Origin of the sequence: Mesorhizobium sp. XAP4 (assembly GCF_029269325.1) — a bacterium.
In the GTDB taxonomy this organism is placed as follows: domain Bacteria; phylum Pseudomonadota; class Alphaproteobacteria; order Rhizobiales; family Rhizobiaceae; genus Mesorhizobium; species Mesorhizobium ciceri.
On record NZ_JARIXW010000004.1, the window covers coordinates 579,037 to 600,882 of the forward strand.

17 protein-coding genes are annotated in these 21,846 nt (G+C 64.1%); 8 read left to right on the forward strand and 9 right to left on the reverse strand.

Annotated elements, in window-relative coordinates:
- Window positions 1-6: 6 nt before the first annotated feature.
- Both P3C39_RS20290 and P3C39_RS20295 read right to left on the reverse strand, forming a co-directional pair.
- A complete protein-coding gene (locus P3C39_RS20290; protein WP_027162296.1) occupies window positions 7-1,341 on the reverse strand; it encodes an O-antigen ligase in 1,335 nt (444 codons plus the stop codon).
- A complete protein-coding gene (locus tag P3C39_RS20295) occupies window positions 1,310-2,308 on the reverse strand; it encodes a glycosyltransferase (RefSeq protein ID WP_027162295.1) in 999 nt (332 codons plus the stop codon). Before P3C39_RS20295 ends, P3C39_RS20290 begins: the two co-directional genes overlap by 32 nt.
- Before the next feature lie 172 nt (window positions 2,309-2,480).
- Between P3C39_RS20295 and P3C39_RS20300 the strand changes: the two genes are divergently transcribed.
- From P3C39_RS20300 to P3C39_RS20310, 3 genes are read left to right on the forward strand one after another with little or no spacing between them, the layout of a single operon-like run.
- Complete coding sequence (locus tag P3C39_RS20300; RefSeq protein WP_275953977.1) at window positions 2,481-3,653, forward strand: glycosyltransferase family 4 protein; 1,173 nt, start codon at window positions 2,481-2,483, stop codon at window positions 3,651-3,653.
- On the forward strand, window positions 3,650-4,444 hold the full coding sequence (locus P3C39_RS20305; RefSeq protein WP_063170060.1) for a WecB/TagA/CpsF family glycosyltransferase: 795 nt from the start codon (window positions 3,650-3,652) through the stop codon (window positions 4,442-4,444). The genes P3C39_RS20300 and P3C39_RS20305 overlap by 4 nt, the downstream gene beginning before the upstream one ends.
- The gene (locus tag P3C39_RS20310; protein WP_063172833.1) at window positions 4,441-5,364 is read left to right on the forward strand and encodes a DUF6492 family protein; all 924 of its coding nucleotides are present in this window, start codon (window positions 4,441-4,443) and stop codon (window positions 5,362-5,364) included. Before P3C39_RS20305 ends, P3C39_RS20310 begins: the two co-directional genes overlap by 4 nt.
- An 80-nt stretch (window positions 5,365-5,444) precedes the next feature.
- Here the strand turns inward: P3C39_RS20310 and P3C39_RS20315 are convergent, their stop codons facing one another.
- On the reverse strand, window positions 5,445-6,740 hold the full coding sequence (locus tag P3C39_RS20315; protein WP_063172832.1) for a lipopolysaccharide biosynthesis protein: 1,296 nt from the start codon (window positions 6,738-6,740) through the stop codon (window positions 5,445-5,447).
- A gap of 198 nt (window positions 6,741-6,938) precedes the next feature.
- Here P3C39_RS20315 and P3C39_RS20320 point away from each other — a divergent pair, with 198 nt between their 5' ends.
- From P3C39_RS20320 to P3C39_RS20335, 4 genes are all read left to right on the forward strand, one after another.
- Window positions 6,939-9,482 carry a Wzz/FepE/Etk N-terminal domain-containing protein gene (locus P3C39_RS20320; protein ID WP_275953976.1) on the forward strand — a complete coding sequence of 848 codons (2,544 nt, stop codon included), beginning with the start codon at window positions 6,939-6,941 and terminating at the stop codon, window positions 9,480-9,482.
- 180 nt (window positions 9,483-9,662) lie between these two features.
- Entirely contained in the window at window positions 9,663-10,562 is a 900-nt protein-coding gene (gene folD / locus P3C39_RS20325; RefSeq protein WP_013530231.1) for a bifunctional methylenetetrahydrofolate dehydrogenase/methenyltetrahydrofolate cyclohydrolase FolD, read from the forward strand.
- 56 nt (window positions 10,563-10,618) lie between these two features.
- The gene (locus tag P3C39_RS20330; protein ID WP_013530232.1) at window positions 10,619-11,581 is read left to right on the forward strand and encodes a GlxA family transcriptional regulator; all 963 of its coding nucleotides are present in this window, start codon (window positions 10,619-10,621) and stop codon (window positions 11,579-11,581) included.
- Window positions 11,582-11,959: 378 nt separating this feature from the next.
- Window positions 11,960-13,624, forward strand: coding sequence for a VWA domain-containing protein (locus P3C39_RS20335; RefSeq protein WP_063172830.1), 1,665 nt, complete (start codon window positions 11,960-11,962; stop codon window positions 13,622-13,624).
- 68 nt (window positions 13,625-13,692) lie between these two features.
- On the opposite strand, the gene edd is transcribed toward P3C39_RS20335, so the two are convergent.
- From edd to zwf, 3 genes are all read right to left on the reverse strand, one after another.
- The gene (gene edd, locus P3C39_RS20340) at window positions 13,693-15,516 is read right to left on the reverse strand and encodes a phosphogluconate dehydratase (protein ID WP_275953975.1); all 1,824 of its coding nucleotides are present in this window, start codon (window positions 15,514-15,516) and stop codon (window positions 13,693-13,695) included.
- Window positions 15,517-15,588: 72 nt separating this feature from the next.
- Window positions 15,589-16,305 (reverse strand): 6-phosphogluconolactonase, encoded by a 717-nt coding sequence (pgl, locus tag P3C39_RS20345; protein WP_027162288.1) that lies wholly within the window; start codon window positions 16,303-16,305, stop codon window positions 15,589-15,591.
- Window positions 16,287-17,756 carry a glucose-6-phosphate dehydrogenase gene (zwf, locus tag P3C39_RS20350; protein ID WP_013530236.1) on the reverse strand — a complete coding sequence of 490 codons (1,470 nt, stop codon included), beginning with the start codon at window positions 17,754-17,756 and terminating at the stop codon, window positions 16,287-16,289. The genes pgl and zwf overlap by 19 nt, the downstream gene beginning before the upstream one ends.
- Before the next feature lie 315 nt (window positions 17,757-18,071).
- On the opposite strand from zwf, the gene P3C39_RS20355 reads away from it, so the two are divergent.
- Entirely contained in the window at window positions 18,072-18,818 is a 747-nt protein-coding gene (locus P3C39_RS20355) for an SDR family oxidoreductase (RefSeq protein WP_027162287.1), read from the forward strand.
- A gap of 93 nt (window positions 18,819-18,911) precedes the next feature.
- On the opposite strand, the gene P3C39_RS20360 is transcribed toward P3C39_RS20355, so the two are convergent.
- The 3 genes from P3C39_RS20360 to P3C39_RS20370 form a co-directional block, all read right to left on the reverse strand.
- The gene (locus tag P3C39_RS20360; protein WP_275953974.1) at window positions 18,912-19,763 is read right to left on the reverse strand and encodes an SH3 domain-containing protein; all 852 of its coding nucleotides are present in this window, start codon (window positions 19,761-19,763) and stop codon (window positions 18,912-18,914) included.
- A gap of 262 nt (window positions 19,764-20,025) precedes the next feature.
- Window positions 20,026-21,312, reverse strand: a complete 1,287-nt coding sequence (locus P3C39_RS20365) for an FAD-binding oxidoreductase (protein ID WP_275953973.1) — start codon at window positions 21,310-21,312, stop codon at window positions 20,026-20,028.
- 80 nt (window positions 21,313-21,392) lie between these two features.
- Window positions 21,393-21,761: a four helix bundle protein gene (locus P3C39_RS20370; RefSeq protein ID WP_063170070.1), complete on the reverse strand. Its 369-nt coding sequence runs from the start codon at window positions 21,759-21,761 to the stop codon at window positions 21,393-21,395.
- Window positions 21,762-21,846 lie beyond the last annotated feature (85 nt).

Sequence of the window (21,846 nt, forward strand, 5' to 3'; positions counted from 1 at the left end):
GCCCCATCAGGATCGCGAGCCACGATCGGGATCGCGCACCGCGATTGGCCGCAGCGACACTTGCCTGAGGCCGAGCACGCCGAGCACGAAGAACAGCCAGACCGGGTCGCCGCGATGGAAGAAGAAGCTTTCGAGGAAAGCGTTAAGCGCCGTGAACAGCACCACCATCATGAAGAAGTCGCCGAGAAAGATGTTTTCCCTGCGCAACGGAATGCGCATGTAGTCGCGCAGCGGCGCGATGAGGAAGGTGTAGACCGCCACGCATAGTGCCGGAATGCCCATCAGCACGGCGATGTCGAGATAGCCGTCATGGCCGTGCACGATGGTCCTGATGTCCCAGGGCCGGTCGAAGGGCTGGTCCTGGTTGAGCAAGAGCGGCGTGCCCCAGAAGCTCTCATAGCCGTAGCCGGTCCATGGCTTCTTCGCCAGCATGCTGCCGGCGAACTCCCACAGCGTCGTGCGGCCGGTATAGGTCATGCCGGGGAAATAGATCGCCGCCAGATGTTTTACAGGCGGCAGGAAGACGATGCCCAGCGTGCCGACAGCCGTGGCGATGATGGCCAGCGCAAACAGGATCGGCGTGCCGAGCCGCATGCCTATCAGGCTCGGGAACATGACGATCAGGATCGAGAACGGCACCAGGCCGGCTGTCGTCTTGGAGCCGGTGTGCAGCATGAAGATCATCGCCGCGAAGAAGATCCCGGCGCCCCAGTAGCGCTGCCCGCGCCGGTAGAGATAGAGGCCTGCGAAGCTGAGGCAGGCCATGACCGGCCCGGCAATGTTCTTGTGGGTGAACACGCCGCGCCACAGTCCGGCATGTTCGGGCTCCTGCGAGTCGGCTGTGTGCATCGCCTCGTGCGGAAAGACGATGAGGCCGAGATAGGAAAGGCCCATGACCACGACGGCGGTGAAGATGATCACCTTCGAGAAGGCTTCGGCGTCGCGCGGCAGCACTAGGATCGTCGCCATCGTCAGGATGCCGATCAGGGTGAAGGAGGCGGCGCGCATCGCCGAAGGCGGATCGGTCGACAGGATCACCGAGAGGAAAAAGAAGCCCAGCATCAACACCCAGGATGGGCTCAGCAGCGAGCGCACCACGCGCGGATCGGCAAAGGCCATCAGCGAGAAGATCGACATGGCGCCGAGCGAACCGAAGCCAAGCTGGTTGACGATGTCGCCGCCTTGACCGGTGAGTTCGGCGCCGCCCGGCTGGAACGGCCGGAACGACACCATGATGACGGTGAACAGCAGCGCGGCAATGGCGGTGGCCACGCCTTCGCGCGTGAACGCGTCGCCGAGCGGCGCGCGCTCAGTTTTTCTCAGGCTGGCGGTACTGCTCATTGGCATATCCGAATTCGGCCAGCACGCGGCCCAGCGCCACATGGACGGGGTAGATGGCGATCGCCGGCGATCGGGTCCGCGCCAGCCGGATCATGCCGCGAAACGGCGAGGCGGCAAGCAGTGCCAGGCTCTTCAGCAACACTTTGGCGCCGGCCATTGGCGTGCCGGCGCGCTTCTTCTTTTCGACCAGTGTCGAGATGACGCCGTTGCGCAGGCTGCGGGCGCGGATCCAGTCGGCTTCGATACGCCGCGCCGGAACGGTTTCCAGCACCTTGGCCTCGGCGCACCAGCCCAGCACAAAGCCCTTTTGCACCGACCGGCTGAGAAAGTCGGAATCGCCGCCGCCCATGAAATTGAATCTGAGATCGAGAAAGGGCGGACCCATGGCGATCAGCACGTTGCGCCCGACCAGAAGATTGCCCGACGAATAGAGCGCCGGCACGCGTCCGGTTTCCCGGTAAGGCGGCGCGAACACCGGATGGTCTGCCCATCGCGCATGGGCGGGGTCGGCAAACACGGGCACCTGCGGGCCGCCGACAATGTCGGCGCCGAGCGTTTCGGCAGCCAGGCACATCCGTTCCAGCCACTGCGGATCGGCGATCTCGTCGTCGTCGATGACCAGCAGATGCCTGAAGTTCGGGAATTGCAGGATGGCTGTCTGCCAGCCGGCATTGTAGGCGCTGCAATTGCCGCGCTCATGCGCGATGATCACCAGGCCCGGCATTTCGCCCCGCTCGAACAGCGGCAGCACCGCCTTGGCGCCGGCCCGCGCCTCGGCTTCGTTCTCCATGACGATCACGGCAAAGCGCCTGCCGGTTTGCTGCGCGCGCAGCGACGCCAGCGTTTCCAGCACCTGCTCCGGACGCTTGAAGGTCGGCAAGGTGACGACGGCTTCGACGGCCTCGACGTCAAGCCGCGGCGTGCGTCCCGCGACCGATACCGAACCGTCCGATGGCAAAGGGATCATCCGTGTCCAGCCACATGGTGAGTTGGGCTCTGGTAGCACCACGGTTGATAAGGTTTCGTTAATCACCTTGTACGGAGAAGCCCGCCAGGCAGCGGCTTTCGGCCGTCGAATGTGCAGGCTTAATCAAGGGTTCACCGCACTTTGCTACCGGCTACACCACTGGATAGGTAAGATGCATCTGCTGTTCGCCACATCGATCGTGCCCGACGGCGCTCTCGCCTCGGGCTACGAGATCGCCAACGCTGCGATCATCGCTGCCTTGCGGCGCGCTGGCGCGCGCGTCACCGTCATCGGCTTCACCTGGCCGGGGAAGCCCGCGGCCGACCCCGAAAACACCGTGGTGCTGGGTGCGATCGACGTGCGCACGGACAATGCCTCCGCGCGGCAAAAGCTGGCCTGGGTCGGCAAGGCGCTGCTTTCGGGCCTCACCTTCGCGTCGGTCAAGCTGCGCGCCGTGTCCGACAGCGATGTTCTCGCTGCCATTGAGCGTGCCGGACCGTTTGACGGCTATGTCTTGAATTCCGTGCAGTTCGCTGGCGCCTTCGAAAAGCTGTTCGCTGAGCGGCCTTCGATCTTCGTTGCCCACAATGTCGAGCATCTTTCGGCGCGGGAGAATGCCGCTGCCGCCGGCAGCCTCTTCCAGCGCCTGCTGTTTCGCCGCGAGGCGAGGCTGCTCAAGACTATGGAAGAGCGTCTCTGCCGCCGGGCGCGCTTCGTCTTCACCCTGGCCGAGGAAGACCGCGCCGCGCTCGGTGTCGCCTCCGACAACCGCTCGGCGGTGCTGCCGCTGGTGACCGGTGCCCAGGCGCCAACCCTGAAAAGCCCGCGCCGCATCGACTGCGACGCCGCCCTGATCGGCACCTGGACCTGGCAGCCGAACCGCATCGGCCTCGACTGGTTCCTGGGCAAGGTCGTGCCGCATCTGCGGCCCGATTTCCGCATCCGCATTGCGGGCCACATGCCTTCGGGCGTCGCGTCGAAGCACCCGGGTGTCGAATTTGTCGGCCGCGTGCCCGACGCGCAAGCTTTCGTGCGCGGTGGTGCCGTCATCCCGCTGATCAGCACCGCCGGCAGCGGTGTCCAGTTGAAGACCATCGAAACCTTCGAGCTCGGCCTGCCTTCGGTCGCCACCAGCCGTTCGTTGCGCGGCATCGACCACCGTCCTTCCAATTGCGTCGTCACCGACGATCCCGTTGCCTTCGCCAGGGCGCTCGAGGCTGCGGCGGCCGACATCCGCGACGTTGACGGCAGCGCGTTCCGGGGCTCGCAGGTCAAGGCGCTCGACGCTGCCATCCGGCTCGGCCTCGAAAAGCTCGCACCTCTCAGGCAGGAGGCGTTTGCATGAACATGCATTCCGCCCGCGCCGCGTTCGGGCTCGACACGCTGAAGACGATCCTTGGCATCCCGGTGGTTGCGGTCCGCTGGAACGATGCCATCGCCCTGCTGAACCGGCTGATTGCCGAGCGGCGCTTCACCAAGGTCAGTTTCCTCAACGCCCACAATGCCAACATCGCCTATACCGACCCGGTGTTCGCCGAAGCACTCGATGATTTCCTCATCCTGCCCGACGGCATCGGCATCGATCTGGCGGCGAGGCTCCTCTACGGGGCGCCGTTTCCCGACAATCTCAATGGTACCGATTTCGTCCCGGCCTTCCTGCAGGCCTCGACGACGCCGCTGACCGTCGGGCTGCTCGGCGCGACGCGCGTCAACGCAGAAGCGGCGTCGGTCAAGCTGGCGGCACTGGCCGTGCAGCACCGGTTCGTGGTGATCCATGACGGCTATTTCCCCCCTTCGCAGGAGCAGGAAATCGTCGACCGGATTGCCGCGCTTCGGCCCGACGTGCTGCTCGTGGCCATGGGCGTGCCGCGCCAGGAATTGTGGATCGAACGCCATATCGACGCGCGCCATTGCACGCTGCCGATCGCCGTCGGCGCGTTGCTTGATTTCCTGAGCGGCGCGGTGCCCCGCGCGCCCTTGTGGATGCGCCGGCTGCGGCTCGAATGGCTGTTCCGGTTGGCTGTCGAGCCGGGCCGCCTGTGGCGCCGCTATGTGGTCGGCAACCCGCTGTTCCTGCTGCGCGTCGTCAGGCAGAAATTCTCGCTTGCGCCCGAAGCCGCGGGAGATACCAAATGAACAGCAGGTTCGTGCCAGGTGCCGCTGTCGAGCCAAGCCCGCTCCGGCAGACACCGACGGCGGCCATCGTGACGGCAAGCTATGCGCCCGATTTCGAGCGCTGTCGCCTGCTGTGCGAGACACTTGATCGCCACGTTTCTGGCGCGGCGCACCATTACATCCTGGTCGAGCATCGCGATGTCAGTCTGTTTCGCCAATTGGAGACCGGCCGCCGCACGGTGGTCGACGAGCGGGAATTGCTGCCGCGCTGGCTGCACGCCTTCGACGATCCGCTCAGCCTGTTTCGCCGGCGCGTCTGGCTCAGCCTGAAGACGCAGCCGCTGCGCGGCTGGCATGTGCAGCAGTTGCGCCGCATCGCCATCTCGGCGCATGCATCTCAAGACGTGCTCATCTTCTGTGATTCCGATGTTACGTTCCTGAAACCTTTCGACTGCGGCGCCTTCTGGCGCGACGGCAAGGTGCGCCTGTTCCGCCGCGACGCTGTGCTGGCGGACGAAGGTCATGAGGAGCATCGCATCTGGTCGCGCAATGCGGGATCGGCACTCGGCATCGACCCGTCCCGGACGTCGATCCATGACTACATCTCGACGCTGATCGCCTGGCGGCGCGACACCGTGCTGGCCATGTGCGGCGAGATCGAGAAGGTCCATGGCCGCAACTGGGTCGAGGTCGTCGGTTCGGCGCGCAAATTCTCCGAATGCATGATCTACGGCCGCTATGTCGACGATCTGCTGGACGGAGCCGGCCACTTCCACGGTTCCGAAGAGTTCTGCCGCGTGCACTGGACCGGCGAAGCGCTTTCGGATGACGAGTTCCGCCGCTTCGTTGCCGCCATGGCGCCGGAGCAGGTGGCGATCGGCATGCAATCCTTCATCGGCACCGATATCGGCCGCATCCGCCGCCTGATTGGGCTGGATTAGATCATCCCGAAAAGCGGAAACCGGTTTTCTCGGACAAACGATTTCCGTTTGTCCAGAAGTCATGCACAAATGAGAAAGCCCTAGACGGGCTTTGCCGGCTTGCGCATCGCCGAATAGGTGAGCAGCGTCGAGGCGAGATACAGAAGCAGGAAGACGACATTGAGCGACAGCACCAGCTTCGGCGTGTCGAGGATGGTCGTCAGCACATAGGTCAGCAACAGCGCCTTCAATCCGGCGAGCAGGCCGAGATTGAGCGCCCGCACCAGCGTCTGGCCGCGTGCGAACAAAAGCTCGGCTTGGTATTCGACCAGATTGCGCAATCCCGGCACGCAGATTGCCAGCACCACCAGCGGGGCAGCCTCGGCGACATTCTTGCCGAGTGCATTGGGGAAGAAATGCAGCACGATGCCAAGTGTCAGCAGCGCCAGCGTCGAAACCGCGAACACACCGCCTTCGATGCCGCTCTTGACCGCCAGACGCGACAACAGTTCCGGCGCGCGCATCATGCGCTGCACCAGCATCATCGAGAAGGTGCGGATCGGAATCGCCGTCAGGTCTACCAGCCGCATGATGATGGCGTAGATGCCGGCCAGATGCGGGCCGCCGATCGCCAGCACCAGCAGCTTGTCGAACTCCATCTGCAGGTAGAACAGCACTTCGGCGCCGGCCACATAGATGGAATCGGCCAATCGCCGAAGATACAGCTCGACGCGCAGCCGCAGCCTCTGGCGCGGGTAGAAGAAGCCGAAGGCGATCAGCAGCGAGGCGGCATTGGCGCCGATATAGAACCAGGACCATATCCAGACGCTGTGTTGCGCTGAGAACATGAACAGCACCGCGCCGAGCGCCCGCAGCGCGGTCGCCAGGATGGCCAGCAGCGCGGCACGGCCGAACTTGCCCAGGCCGTTGTTGACGATCAGCGCCGCCTCCACCGGCCGCCACAACAGCGCCTCGGCAAAGACGATTGCGGCAAACACCGACAGCGGCACGGTGTCGGCGAAGAAAAGCAGATAGACGCCGAACGAGGCCACGGCCAGCAGCGGCAGCGACAGCACGCCGAGCAGCAGGAAGCCGGCGGAAAAGGTGCCGATCAGATTGGGGCGGATGGTGGCGGTGCGGTAAAGCGCCGAGATGAACCCGAAAGCGAGGATGCGCGACAGCATGACGCCGGCCGCCGACGCGGTGGCGAACATGCCGAATTCGGATATCGACAGCGTGTTGGCCAGCGCGATGAAATAGGCCAGCGAAAACACCAGTCGCCCACCGGCACCGCTGATCGCTGAGAAATAGTCGCGAAGCAGCCCCCGTCGTTCGGCCAAAAAGCTGCCGATCCGGGCGAGGGGCCGCCTTTGCGGTATGTCACTGGCCTGCGTCATGTCTCAAGGAGAGCCTAGGCCGGAAAACTTAACGTGCCGTTCTGGCGGCTGGGCTTGTGTCGAAAATAGATGCAACCGAAACGAGAAACCGACGCTTCGGCGCGGGAAAATTAACCTTTTGTTTTCCATGCCTGTTTAGCGTGGCTTAACGACTGGCCAATCTCCGTTCGCAGGTCGCCAAGGGTAAAGTTCCAGACGATGGTCGACAGGGAAAACCGCGAAGACTGGAAGCGCGAGCGCTCATTGCTGGCGCTGGGCCAGGCTGTGCGTGGCGACGAACCCGACGCGTCGCTGGTCTCGATCGGCGACCGGGCAGACCCGTCATGGCGCGAGGACGCCGCCACGCGTCATCGCCTCGCCCGCTCGCAGCGCGAGGCGCGCAACCCGAAACTGTCGGGGGATCCGGTCGCGGCCGACGGGGATCATGAGCAAGCTTACCGCGCGCAAACCACGCCACGGACACAGCCCGGTGCCGCCGAAACCGCTGGCGCACGTCGCGCCGATCATACATCGGAACCTTACGCTGCAGGCGACGCGTCGTTATCCCGAAACGACGGCACGGACAGCCAGCAGTGGAAGCCGCTGATCGATCCGATGCAGGTGGTGCGCGGTGTCGGCAAGTCGAAGCTGCTGATCGTGACGACGACACTGCTGGGCGCCGCGCTCGGCATCACCGTTGCGCTGTCGACGCCGAAGAAATATGAGGCCACCACCGAACTGATCGTCGACCCGCGCGACCTGAAGCTCACCGACCGCGATCTCACCCAGTCGGTCGTCGCTTCCGACGCCACGCTGGCCATCGTCGAGAACCAGGTTCGGGTGCTGACATCAGGCACTGTTCTCAACAAGGTCGTCGACAAGCTCAATCTGGTCAACGATCCGGAATTCAATGGGCAAGGCGGCGGCGGCCTCAGCGTCATGTCGCTCATTCGCTCCGTCCTGTCCCGCAATGATGGGCCGGGGGGTGTCGACGACAGCCGTCGCCGCGCGCTTGCTGTCGGCAACCTGGCTGAGAGCCTTTCGGTCGAGCGCGGCGGCAAGACCTTCGTCATCACCGTCAGCGCCACCACGCAGAATGGCGAGAAATCGGCCCTCATCGCCAACACGATGACGGATGTCTTCCTGCAGACTTTCGGCCAGATACAGTCGGACACCGCAGGCCGCGCCACCGACGAACTGACGGCCAGGCTCGACGAGTTGCGCAAGGGCGTCGAGGCAGCCGAGCGCAAGGTCGAGGATTTCAGGGCCACGCACGATCTCGTTGACGCGCAGGGCCATCTCATCAGCGACGATGAGATGCTGAAACTCAACGAGCAGCTGTCGGTCGCGCGCGCCCGGACCCTGGAACTCAACGCCCGGGCGGCCTCGGCGCGTTCGGTCGACGTCAATTCGGTTCTCACCGGTACCTTGCCGGAGGAGATCAACTCCAACACGATGAGCGATCTGCGTTCGCAATATGCGTCGCTCAAGCAGGAAGCTGACCGCGCCGCCATCCGGCTCGGGCCGCGTCACCCCGAACTCCAGGCGATCAATGCCCAGATTGCCGGCGCACGCGACCGCATCGCCTCGGAGCTGCGCCGCATCGGCTCGTCGCTGCAGGTCGACCTCAAGCGCGCCGTCCAACTCGAACAGGATCTTGCCTCTCGCCTGGCGCAGCTGAAGGTCCGCAGCGGCGACGTCAACAGCGACCTCGTGTCGATGCGCGAACTGGAGCGCGAGGCGACCGCCAAGCGTTCCGTCTACGAACAGTACCTGCTGCGCGCCAAGGAGACCGGCGAGCAGAAGGACATCAACACCGCCAACATCAATGTGATCTCGAAGGCCTTCGCGCCGCTCGAGCCGAACGGGCCGTCGCGGGTCGTGGTCGCGCTCGCCGGCCTGTTGCTGGGTTTCGCCTCCGGCATTGGCCTCGGAGCCATGCGTGGCGCCTATGAGAGCCTGCGTGACACCGCCAATTCGCGCTCGCGTCGCGACCATGGCGCGGACGAACGCCGGACGCCTTACGAAGACAAGGCATATCGGGCAGCGCCGCCGCCGGCGCCGCCATTACCACCAGCGCCGCAGCCATCGACACCCCCGCCTGCATCACCACCGCCGGCCGCGCCACCGCCTGTCCAGCAAGCCGAGGTCTCGCCGGCAGAAAGTCCCGGCCGGATCGGTGCCTTGCTGTCGAGGCTGCACAAGTCCGTCTCGCGCAGGCCATCCCGGGAGGAGCCGTTCGATACCGTCGAATGGGCCTCTGCCGAAAACGAGGAGCCAACGCAGGATCCGCAATACCGCGCCTATCCCCGGCCGGCGCCGGCCTTCGAGCCGCGGCAGGCGGTCGCGACAGCATACCCGGCACCACCTTTCCAGCCCGGCGGCCATCCGCAGCAGACGGCGCAGCCGCCACTGCCGCCTCCCATGATGACGCAGCGGCCATATTCCGGGCCGCAGCTCTATCCCTACGCGCAGCCATTGGGCTACGCGCAGCAGCCGGGCTATCCCTATCCGCAATCGATGCCGGCCGCCAATGCCGGGCAGCAGTCCGATCCGGCTCAGCCCGCTTCCGAGTCTTATCCACAGCCGCCCGTCGCGCAGCAGCAGGCGCCTCAGCCTCATCAGCGATCGGCGGAGCCGTCGCGGGCCGTGGAGGATGCCGAGCAGCAAGCGCCAATCGAGGAAATCCGCGCCAGCCTGCGCGAATTCCGCGAAGCGGTTCGCGAACTGACCGAGAGCCGCACGCGCCGCCGCTACTTCTGAGCCACAAAAATCTGCGCGGTGCCGTACAAAAACATGCCGGTTTCGCGTAAACGGCATGGGACGGCGCTTTGGCGGGATTGCATGTTGGATTTTTCGTGAAGATGCCACGCTGTGAAAGATCGAAAAGCGCGTCGCTTCCGGAAGCGACGCGCTTGGGCATTCTGGTGTTGAGGGTGGTCCATGGCTGAAGTGATTGATGGCAAGAGCGTTGCCGGGGACGTTGTGGGGACGGTCAAGACCCTGACGGCTGAACTTGTCGCCAAGGGCAAGGCCAAGCCCGGTCTTGCCGTGGTCATCGTCGGCGAGGATCCGGCCAGCCAGGTCTATGTCGCGTCCAAGTCGCGCACCGCCAAGGAATGCGGCTTTCATTCCGTCCAGCATACGCTGCCGGCCGAAACCTCCGAAGAGGCATTGCTGAAGATCATCGGCGACCTCAACGCCGATCCGGCCATCAATGGCATCCTCGTGCAGCTTCCTCTGCCGGCCCACATTGACGCCGGCAAGATCATCCAGACCATCGCGCCGGAAAAGGATGTCGACGGCTTCCACTTCATCAATGTCGGCAAGCTCGGCACCGGTGAACTCGAAACAGCGTTCGTGCCTTGCACGCCGGCCGGCTCGATGCTTCTGATCGAGCGGGTGCGCGGCAAGGACCTGTCCGGCCTCAACGCCGTCGTCGTCGGCCGCTCCAACATCGTCGGCAAGCCGATGGCCAACCTGCTGCTTGCCGCCAACTGCACCGTCACCATCGCCCACAGCCGCACCAGGGATCTGCCGGCCTTGGCCCGCACCGCCGATATCCTTGTCGCGGCCGTCGGCAGGCCGGAGATGATCAGGGGTGATTGGGTGAAGCCAGGCGCCACCGTCATCGATGTCGGCATCAACCGCATCCCGGCGCCGGAAAAGGGCGAGGGCAAGTCCCGCCTCGTCGGCGATGTCGCCTATGCCGAAGCGGCCAGGGCCGCCAGCGCCATCACACCGGTGCCCGGCGGTGTCGGCCCCATGACCATTGCCATGCTGATGGCCAATACGTTAGCCTCCGCCTACCTTGCGGCCGGATTGAAACGGCCGTCCTTCTGACCCGCCAGAAAGCTGCAGCTTTGCCGAACCCCAGTGTTCCCTCAGAACGGCCGGTCATGACTGACCCCGTTCAAGGCGGCCGGCAGTTCGCATTCCTGCTGGTAGACAAGTTCTCCATGTTCTCGCTGGCTGCCGCGATCGATACGTTCCGGTCGGCGAACCGGTTGCTTGGCCGCGACTTCTACGGTTGGACCACGGTGTCGGCCGATGGCGATCCGGTGATGGCTTCCAATGGCCTGCCGCTCAAGATCGACTACGCCGTTGCCGACCTGCCGCCGGTCGATATCCTTTTCGTCTCGGTCGGGCTGACGACCGAATTCCCCGGCAAGAGCAAGGTGCTGGCGGCTTTGCGAAGCTGGGGCCGGCGCGGCAATGCGCTGGGTGCCCTGTCGGTCGGGTCCTACCTGCTGGCCGAGGCCGGCCAGCTCGAAGGCTATCGCTGCACCATCCATTGGGAAAACCGTGCCGGCTTCGTCGAGCGATTCCCCGACATCAACTGCACCGGCAACGTCTTCGAGATCGATCGCAAGCGCTACACCTGTGCCGGCGGCACCACTTCGATCGACCTGATGCTGGAGATCGTGCGCGGCGATTTCGGCTCGAACCTGGCCAATGGCGTCGCCAACCAGTTCCAGCACGAACGCATCCGCTCGGCCGGCGACCGTCAGCGCGTCGGACCCGAACGCGACCTGACCGGCAAGTCGGAGAAGCTCAGGCGCATCGTCGAACTGATGGCCGACCACCTCGACGAGCCGCTTTCGGCGGTACAGCTGGCCAAATCCGCCGGCCTTTCGGTGCGCCAGGTCGAGCGCCTGTTCCTGCGCCATCTCAGCGTCACGCCCGGCCGTTACTATATGCGATTGCGGCTGGAGCGGGCGCGCGAACTGCTGCGCCAGACCAACATGCCGATCCTCGACGTGGCGATCGCGACGGGCTTCACCTCGCATTCCTACTTCGCCCAGAGCTACCGGCTGCAATTCGGCAGGCCGCCTTCGGAAGAACGCCGCACGACTTACTAAGCTGGTTTTCGTTTTCGTTGAGAGTTCGGCATTCGGCCCGGCGCATCGGGCCAAGGCCATGAATTCGGGTTAATGGGTTCTTTCGGAGCCTTCGCCGCGCGTAGGCTGACGGGTGCAACAAACGAAAAACCCCGCCTATTGCGGCGGGTCACCGGCGCAAATCAGCACCATAGCCAAATATGTACCTTAGCTGAGGTCATGGTGTCAAGAAAAAATTCCTATTACCGGGGAAAAGGCTGCCGCCGCCGCCGAACTGGCTGTCGTCAGGACTTTTGTTAAGCTGGGTCCGCAGCCCTGCGCACCGGCGCCCGGACTTGTGTCCCGGCGCCGCGTCAAATAGCTTGCCGCCCGGATCAGGGGCGGATTTAGGAGATTTCGATGGCGGGACTTGCACGGGGCGTCGCTGCGGCGATCCTCCTTTTGTCGATGACGACGTTCGGCTTCGCCGCAAACAAGGTCATCATCATTCTCGATGCGTCCGGCTCGATGTGGGCGCAGATCGACGGCAAGCCCAAGCTCGAAATCGCCCGCGAGTCGCTTCGAACCGTGCTTCAATCGGTCCCCACCGACGACGAGATCGGCTTCATGGCCTACGGCCATCGCGAGAAGGGCAGCTGCGACGACATCCAGCTGATCGTGCCGCCGCAGGCAGGTTCGGGCAGCGCCATTTCGGCCGCCGCCGACAGCCTGAAATTCCTCGGCAAGACGCCGCTGACGGCGGCGGTCAAACAGGCGGCCGAGGCGCTGAAATACACCGAGGACAAGGCGACCGTCGTGCTTATCACCGACGGGCTCGAAACATGCGGCGGCGACCCCTGCGCGCTTGGCAAGGAGCTCGAGGCATCCGGCGTCGACTTCACCGCCGATGTCGTCGGCTTCGGCCTGACCGCCGACGAGGGCAAGCAGATCGCCTGCCTCGCCGACAACACCGGCGGCAAATACATCCAGGCCTCCGACGAGAAGGCGCTGCAGGAGGCGCTTGCCGAGACCGTGGCGGCGCCGGCACCTGCTCCTGAACCGGCTCCGGCACCTGCGCCGGCACCCGCGCCCGAGCCGGCCAAACCGGACTTCAATTTCCTGCCGATAGCGGTGCTTGCCGAGGGCGGCGATCCCGTCACTGACGGCAATGCCTGGGAGATCTACAAGGCGAAACCCGACGGCACGCGCGGCGACTACGTCAGTACCGAATACGGCGCCTACAAGGCCAATCTGGAACCGGGCGACTATATCGTCGTGGCCAGCGACGGCCAGGCCAAGACCGAGCAGAAAGTCAAGATCGAGGCGGGCCAAGTCTACGCGCCTCTCTTCAACTTGAATGCCGGCACGCTCATCATCCATCCGCGACCGAGCGAGGGGGCAGATGTCGTCGATGGCGCGGCTATCGTCATCGATTATCCGGGTGCTGACATGCCCGCCACCTTCTATGGGACCACGAAAGCCGTGTTGCCGGCCGGCGACGAGAAAGTGACGGTCACGATCGGCCAGGGCGTGGCTACCGAAACGATTCCGCTGGCTGCCGGCAAGACCGTGGAAAAGGACATGATTGTCGGTGTCGGCCATGTCGTTGCCAATGCTTATTATGCTGCCGGCGGCGACAAGGCGGACGGTTCAGGCATCGGCTTCAAGGTGCTCAAGGCAAAAAAGAAGATCGATGGAACCAGGGACGAGGTGACCTATGCCTACGGACCCGACAGCAAATTCGATCTGCCGGCCGATGACTATGTCTTGATTGCGACGGTTGATCTCGCCGTTGTCGAGCAGCCGTTCACCGTCAAGGTCGGCGAATTTCAGGATCTGAAAATCGCAATGAATGCCGGCGTGCTGGCGATCACCGCGCCGGGAGCCTCGAAGATCGAGATTTTCGAGGCCAAAAAGGACATCAACGGCAACCGCAAGTCGCTTGGCTATGCATTCGACCAGAAGTACCAGGCAGCGATCCCGGCGGGCGACTATGCCGTCGTCTCGGAGAAATCCGACAACAGTTCGAAAGAAGGCAACGTGACGGTCAAGGCCGGCGAGCGAGCCGAGCTAACCGTGCAATAGAATCGTATGCACAACCGCAAGAGGGCGGCCAAGTGCCGCCCCTTTTCATGGGTTGCGCAGAACTGCCGTCAGGCCGTGCCGAAGGCGCTGGCGCCATGATCGGCGCGGCCGACCAATTGCCGGAAGCCGGCAAACAGCTCGCGGCCGAAACCGAACTCGTTGCCGATGAGGTCGGCATCCGCCATCCGGCGCAGCGCGAAATCGCCGGCCGGCACCAGCACTTCCAGCGTGCCGGCATCGGCGTCGAGCCGGATGATGTCGCCTTCGTGGATCCTGGCGATAGGACCCTCCTCGACCGCTTCCGGTGTGACATGGATCGCCGCCGGCACCTTGCCGGAGGCGCCCGACATGCGCCCGTCGGTGACCAGCGCCACGCGCTGGCCGCGATCCTGCAGGATGCCGAGCACGGTGGTCAGCTTGTGCAGTTCCGGCATGCCGTTGGCCTTCGGCCCCTGGAAGCGGATGACGGCGATGAAATCGCCGGTCAGCGTGCCTGCCTTGAACGCATCGTTCAGCCCTTGCTGGCTGTCGAAGACCCTGGCCGGCGCCTCGATGACACGCCGCTCCGGCTTCACCGCGGAAGTCTTGATGACGGCGTGGCCGAGATTGCCTGACAGCACCTTTAGGCCGCCGGTCGCCTGGAACGCCTTGTTGAAAGGCGCCAGCACCTTCTCGTCGCCGCTTGTCCGCGGCGAGGCTTCGCGCACCACGCCTCCGTCGGCGCCGAGCTTTGCCTCGACCGCATAGGGCCGCAGGCCTTCGCCCCACACCGTCTGCACATCCTCATGCAGGATGCCTTCGTCGAGCAGTTCGCGGATCAGGAAGCCGAGCCCGCCGGCGGCGTGGAAATGGTTCACGTCGGCGAGGCCGTTCGGATAGACCCGCGCCAGCAGCGGCACCGCTTCCGACAGGTCGGAAATATCCTGCCATGTGATGGCGATGCCGGCCGCCGCCGCCATGGCGATCAGGTGGATGGTGTGATTGGTCGAGCCGCCGGTGGCATGCAGGCCGACGACGCCGTTGACGATCGAGCGCTCGTCGATCATCCGCCCGACGGGCGTATAGGCGTTGCCAAGCGCAGTAATCGCCAGCGCCCGCTTGGTCGCCTCGCGGGTCAAAGCCTCGCGCAGCGGCGTGCCTGGATTGACGAAGGACGCGCCCGGCGTGTGCAGGCCCATGATCTCCATCAGCATCTGGTTGGAATTCGCCGTGCCGTAGAAGGTGCAGGTGCCCGGTCCATGGTAAGATTTGGACTCGGCCTCCAGCAGTTCGGCGCGTCCGGCCTTGCCCTCGGCGTAGAGCTGGCGGACCTTGGCCTTTTCGTCATTGGGCAGGCCTGATGTCATCGGTCCGGCCGGAATGAACACCGCCGGCAGATGGCCGAAGGTGAGGGCGGCGATCACCAGCCCCGGCACGATCTTGTCACAGACGCCGAGATAGACGGCGGCGTCGAACATGTTGTGCGACAGGCCGATCGCGGCGGCCATGGCGATGACATCGCGCGAAAACAGCGACAGCTCCATGCCGGGCTGGCCCTGGGTGACGCCGTCGCACATCGCCGGCACGCCGCCTGCCACCTGGGCGATGCCGCCGGCTTCGCGGGCTGCATCCTTGATCAGCGCGGGGAAGCTCTCGAACGGCTGATGCGCCGACAGCATGTCGTTGTAGGAGGTGATGATGCCGAGGTTCGGCACCTTGTCGGCGCCCAGCGCGAGCTTTTCCGAGGGGCTGCACACCGCAAAGCCGTGAGCGAGGTTGCCGCACGACAAAACGGCCCGGTTGGCGGCGCGGTTCGACGCCTCGGCGATGCGGCCGAGATAACGCTCGCGGCCGGGCTTAGAGCGCTGGCGGATGCGTTCGGTGATGGCTTCGATGTCGCGTCTGGCGGTCATGGTATCGGTCCTTTCAGGCGAGGTCCCGGAAACATCCTCCCGCCGTTTGCCGGGCCCGGTGTAAATCGAGAATCAGGGTGCCCAGAAAACCTCTACGGGCTTTTGCGCTGCGTCGAGCACGGCGCGGATTGGCTTTCGCGGCCCGGGCGCCACCGCGCCGTCGAAGGCGATACGCTTGTCCTCACCCTCGATGTGCAGCGCGATGAAGCCGGCTTCGACGATGCGGGCCAGCGACAGGGTCAGCCGCGGCTCGCCCGCACTTGCCGCATGAACCGGCAGCACGATCCTGTCGGAAGAGGGGTCGAGCAGTGTTGCCAGTTCGGCGGCATCGGGAAAGAACGAGGCGGTGTGGCCGTCCGGCCCCATGCCGAGCACGACGACATCGAGCGGCCAGGGCAAGGATCGGAGCGCTGCATCGTCGGACGAGGCCGCATCCTCGATGCTGGTGGCTTCGTGATAGAGCGGCACGAAACGAGCCGCCTTGGCCGCGTTCTGCAACAGATTGGCGGCCACCAGCCCGGCATTGGAGCGTGGCGAGGAGGCCGGCACGAAACGCTCGTCGACCAGCGTCACGATCACCTTGTCCCAGGCGATGGGTATCGCTGAAAGGGCGGCGAAGAATTTTGCCGGCGTGGTGCCGCCGGAGACGGCGAGCAACCCCGTGCCGCGCTCGGCGATCGCCTTGGTCAGTCTGCCTGCAACATGGCCGGCCAGGGCTGCCGCCAGTTCCTGGCGCCCGCTGAAGCCGTTCCAGCTGTAGGCGGCGCTGTTCAATTGCTCTCGTGCCATGTCCGCCCGTCACGTTCGATCAGCGCTATCGAGGCCGATGGGCCCCAGGTGCCCGCCGTGTAGCCCTGCGCCTCCTGCCTGGCACTTTCCCAGGCATTCTGGATCGGGTCGATCCATTTCCACGCCGCCTCGACTTCGTCACGGCGCATGAACAGGGTCTGGTTGCCACGGATGACGTCCATGATCAGCCGCTCATAGGCGTCCGGTGCGCGGCCGTCGAAGGACTGCGCGAAACTCATGTCGAGCGAAATCTGGCGCAGCCGCATGCCGCCCGGGCCCGGATCCTTGATCATGATGAACTGCTTGACGCCTTCGTCCGGCTGCAGCCGGATGACAAGCTGGTTGGCGAAGATCGGTCCGGCGCTGTCGCCGAAGATCGAATGCGGGATCGGCTTGAATTCGATGACGATTTCCGAAACCCGCGTCGCCAGCCGTTTGCCGGTACGCAGATAGAACGGAACGCCCGACCAGCGCCAATTGCCGATCTCGGCCTTGATGGCGACGAAGGTCTCGGTGTTGCTGTCCTTGCCGAGTTCCTCGACATAGCCTTTCACCGGTCCGCCGGCCGAAGCCCCGGCGCGATACTGCCCGCGCACGGTGTGCTTCGGCGCTTCGTTGCCGTTGATGCGCTTCAGTGCCCGCAGCACCTTCAGCTTTTCGTCGCGCACGGCGTCGGCATCCATCGACGACGGCGCTTCCATGGCGACGAGGCACAAGAGCTGCAGCATATGGTTCTGCACCATGTCGCGCAACGCGCCGGCCTTGTCGTAATAGGTGACGCGGTCCTCCAGGCCGACGGTCTCGGCCACGGTGATCTGGACATGGTCGATATGGGCTGAATTCCACAACGGTTCGTAGAGCGCGTTGGCAAAGCGCAGCGCCATCAGGTTCTGCACCGTCTCCTTGCCGAGATAATGGTCGATGCGGAAGATCTGGCTTTCGTGGAAGTCGTCGCCGACCAGGTCGTTGAGCTTGCGTGCCGAATCGAGATCGCGGCCGATCGGCTTTTCCAGCACGATGCGCGAGTTCGGCGTGATCAGATTGTGCTCTTTCAGCTTGTGCGAGATGTCGCCGAACAGCGCCGGCGCCACCGCCAGGTAGAAGGCGCGGATGCGGTCGCTGTCGCCGATCGCCTTCTTGAGCTTGTCGAAGCCGGCGCCGCTCGTCGCATCGGCGGAGACGTAGGACAGCCGCGCCAGAAAGGTCTTCAGTTCCTTGGCGTCGATGTCGGCCGGTTTGACGTGGTCCGAGATCGCCTGCTTGGCGAAGGCCTGGAATTCTTCGTCGCTCATCTTCGAGCGCGAGGTGCCGATGATGCGTGTCGGCTCCGAAAACTGATGGTCGCGCTGGCGATAATAGAGCGACGGCAGAAGCTTGCGCTCCGACAGATCGCCGGTGCCGCCGAAAATGATGAAGTCGAAAGGATCGACGGGGATGATCTGGCTGGTCATGGTCTGTCCGCTCTGACGCCGGTCGCTGTGACGCGGCTGATATAATCTAATCGATTTAAATTTTCCAGTGCCATGGTGTCACATCTGGGTGTATGCGCCTGCCCCTTGACAGTCCGATGACCCGGAGGCTTGTCGACAGGCGCGGCACCGGAAGCCTTCGCAGTTGCAGCATAGAGCGGGATCGACGCGAAAGCCAAAGGAGAAATCGGCGATGGCCGCACATCTTTCGAGCAATCCGGCCAGAAGCCACGGGTTCGCGCGGATGTGCGCTATCGGCGCGCCGGTTGATCGTCATCAATCATGAGCGGGAAAAACATGCGTCTGGAAAACAAGGTTGCCGTCATCACCGGTGCTGCGTCCGGTTTTGGCGAGGGCATCGCCAGGCGCTTTGCGCAGGAGGGTGCCAGGGTCGTTGTCGCCGATCTCAACGCCAGGGGCGCTGAGCGCGTCGCCGGCGAGATCGGCGAAGCGGCGATCTGGACCCAGACCGATGTCTCGCTGCGCTCCGAATTCGACGAGATGATCTATGCCGCCAAAAGCGCCTTCGGTCGCATCGACATCATGGTCAACAATGCCGGCTACACCCATCGCAACGGCGACATGCTCAATGTCGACGAGGAGACCTTCGACCTGATAACCGCCGTCAACATGAAGGCGATTTATCACGCGGCACTCGCCGTGGTGCCGATCATGGAGCGGCAGGGCGGCGGCGTCATCCTGACCACGGCCTCCACCGCGGGTCTGCGGCCGCGCCCCGGCCTCACCTGGTACAATGCGTCGAAAGGCTGGGCGATCACCGCCACCAAATCGATGGCGGTGGAACTGGCGCCGAAGAACATCCGCGTCAACTGCCTCTGCCCGGTTGCCGGCGAGACCGGCATGCTGGAGAAATTCATGGGCGCCGACACACCCGAAATCCGCGAGAAGTTCCGCGCATCGATCCCGCTCGGCCGGCTCTCGACGCCGCTCGACATCGCCAACGCCGCACTCTGGCTGGCCTCGGACGAAGCCGCCTTCATCACCGGCGTGGCGCTGGAGGTCGACGGCGGCCGCTGCATCTGAACGCCTGGTGCATGTCGTCCAAAAGCGCACAGCGATCTTGGAGCGACGGCATGCATCGGAAAGGGAGACGGACCTGTCGTTGAGCGGCGGGCGTCAGGCGCCGGTCTTGATGTAGCTCTTGTAGATCCAGCCGGTCTTGCCGTTGTAGGTGATCTGGCACCATTTCTTGCAGCTCATCACCTGCACCGAGGTTTTGGCTGGCACCGTACCGATGGCGGCGGCATTTTTCTTCGGGCCGCTTCGCATGGTCACGGCCCTCAGGATGCGTCCTGTTCCGGCGGCTGCGGCTTTCCTTGGCTTCGCCTTGGCCTGGCTGTCATCACCTTCTGCCGCTGGCTCTTGAGCCGGCACTTGCGGTTGCACCTCGGGAATGGCGGCGGTTTGTGCGCCGTCGGGATGGTTGCCCGCGGTTGCGCCGGGCGCGGCTACCTTGGCAAGTTCGGTGGCGGCATCGGTATCGGCTGCCGGCTGCGCGAATGCCGCCGTTTGCTTGTCGGGTGCCTTGTGCGCCACCTGGCTGGGAGCAGTCGAATCGGACGCGGATGCGGCCTTCAGCTGGGAACCGGTCCAGCGTGGGTCATTGGCGGCGAGTGCGGGAATGTTGTCTTGCGCGGCCGCCACAGTTGTTGGAATTGCGTCGGACTTGCGCGCCTGCGGCACGGCTGCCGCAGCGACCGCGGCCCCAACCGGGGTTATTTTCGTCGTCTTCACCGGAACCGTTGGAATGGTCTGTTCGGGGCTCGCTGCCGCTTGCCTGTCGCTGGCCGGCAGCGCCAGCCACAGCGCCACGGCGGCGACGCCAAGCAGTGCGGCGGTGCCGATCGCGGCGATCACCAGATGCGAGTTCGAACGGACTTCCTGCCAGAAGGACGGCCGCATGTCGTATCCGAACTGCATGGCAAAGCGCCGACGTTCCGGCGTACCGAAACTGAAGGGCTCTCTCACTCTTGCCACCTCCATAAGCGGGCCGACGTTCTTTCGATCGGTGCCGGAAGTCCGGCGTCTGATCCGCATCGGTCCCAAAAACAACGCGGGCAGGCCCGCAACAATCCCCGAACAATCGCCCAGAACCGGCAGCTTTCGCCTGCGATTGTGGCATCAGTACGCCAACATAGAGGATTCTGCGCCTTTGCGGGAAATTGCGCAATGCGTCGCACGGGCAACAAATGTTACAACAAATATTACAATATTACATCAGGCCGGCCGGCTAGATCCTGTCGCGCAGCGCAAACCAGTTGAGCGCCAGGAACAGCAGCGGCGTACGGAAACGCCGGCCGCCAGGGAAAGGCGGGATTTTCAGATCCTCGATCAGCTTCAGCCGGTCGCGGTTGCCGGCAACGGTTTCGGCATAGAGTTTACCGAAGTAGTTCGACAGCATGACGCCGTGGCCGGAATAGCCGCCGGCCGAGATCACATTGGGCATCACTTCGCGCACGAACGGCTTTCTTGGCACCGTGATGCCGACATAGCCGCCCCAGCCATGCGTGATCTCGACATCCCCGAGCGCCGGATAGAGTTCCGCGATCTGGCGGCGGATGTGGATGTGGATATCCCGGGGATCGTTGACGCCATAGACCTCGCGTCCGCCAAACAGCAGCCGTCCGTCCTTCGATTTGCGGAAATAACGCACGACGAAGCGGGAATCGTCGACCGCCTCGCCGCCCGGCAGCACGTCCGAGTGCGTATCCAGAGGCACCGTCGCGCCGATGAACGAACCGATCGGCATGACGTGCGCGGCACTCACCGGCTCGAGCGTGCCGCCATAGGCGTTGACCGCGATCAGGCATTTCTGCGCCGTCACCGTGCCTCTCGGTGTCGAAACCTTGACCTTGCCGCCACTGGAAATGATGCCGGTTGATTGAGTCCCCTCGAACAGCTGCGCGCCTGCAAGCGCTGCCACCCGCGCCGTGCCGATCACCAGCTTCATCGGATGGATGTGCCCTGTGCCGGTGTCGCGCGTGCCGCCGAAATAGGCGGTCGAGCCCAGCCGCTCCGCCGTCTCCCTGGCATCCATGAACGAGATATGCGGGTAGGAAAAACGGCTCGCCATGATCTCGGCATGCGCCTTGTAGTCATCGACATAGCGCGGCTTGTGCGCCACCGAGAGCTGGCCCGGCATATAGTCGATATCGATCTGGTTGGCGGCAGTGAATTCGAGGAGATGCGCCTTCGCCTCTTCGGCAAGATCAAACAGCGCCTTGGCGCGGGACAAGCCGTACTCGGCTTCCAGGTCCTCGGCCCAGGCGCGCTGGCCGGTGCCAAGTTGGCCACCATTGCGCCCGGAGGCGCCATCACCGAAGCGATACGCCTCGATCAAAACGACATTGGCGCCCGCCTTGGCCAGATGCGCTGCCGCCGACAGGCCGGTAAAACCGCCGCCGATGACAACGACGTCGCATGTCCGGTCGCCATCCAGCGCCGGGTATTCAGGCCGCGGGCCGGCCGTGTCCTCATACCAGGAACGGCCGGGGGAGATCGGGGATTGGTAGGGCATGATGCTCGCAGGGAGTAGGGGAGTAGGGGAACAGGGGAATAGGGGAATAGGGGAATAGGGGAATAGGGGAATAGGGGAGGCTATTCGGCTGTAAGTTTACGGATGAGAAGTCGAAGAAGCTTTCCCACACTTTCGGTACTCGCCAACAATGGGCCGGACGTCGCTTTCGGCGCGATGCCAATACGTTCAGCAATCAGAAGCTGAGTTTCCAGTTCCTTCAATGATCCTTGGGCAATACGGAGAAACTGCAGATAGGAGCCTCGAATTTCCCTGCCATACCCCTCGGCTATGTTCGCCGGCACCGACGTTGCAGAGCGCCGCACTTGGCTGGTCAGTCCATAAAGTTCTTCTTTGGGCCAGGATTTCGTAGCACCGTAGACCGCCACCGCAAGATCCATCGCCTGCTCCCAAACCAGCAAGTCCTTGTAGGACCCTGTTTTTTCGGTCATCCGTCCCTACTCCCCTACTCCCCTACTCCCCTACTCCCCTACTCCCCTACTCCCCTACTCCCCTACTCCCCTACTCCCCTACTGC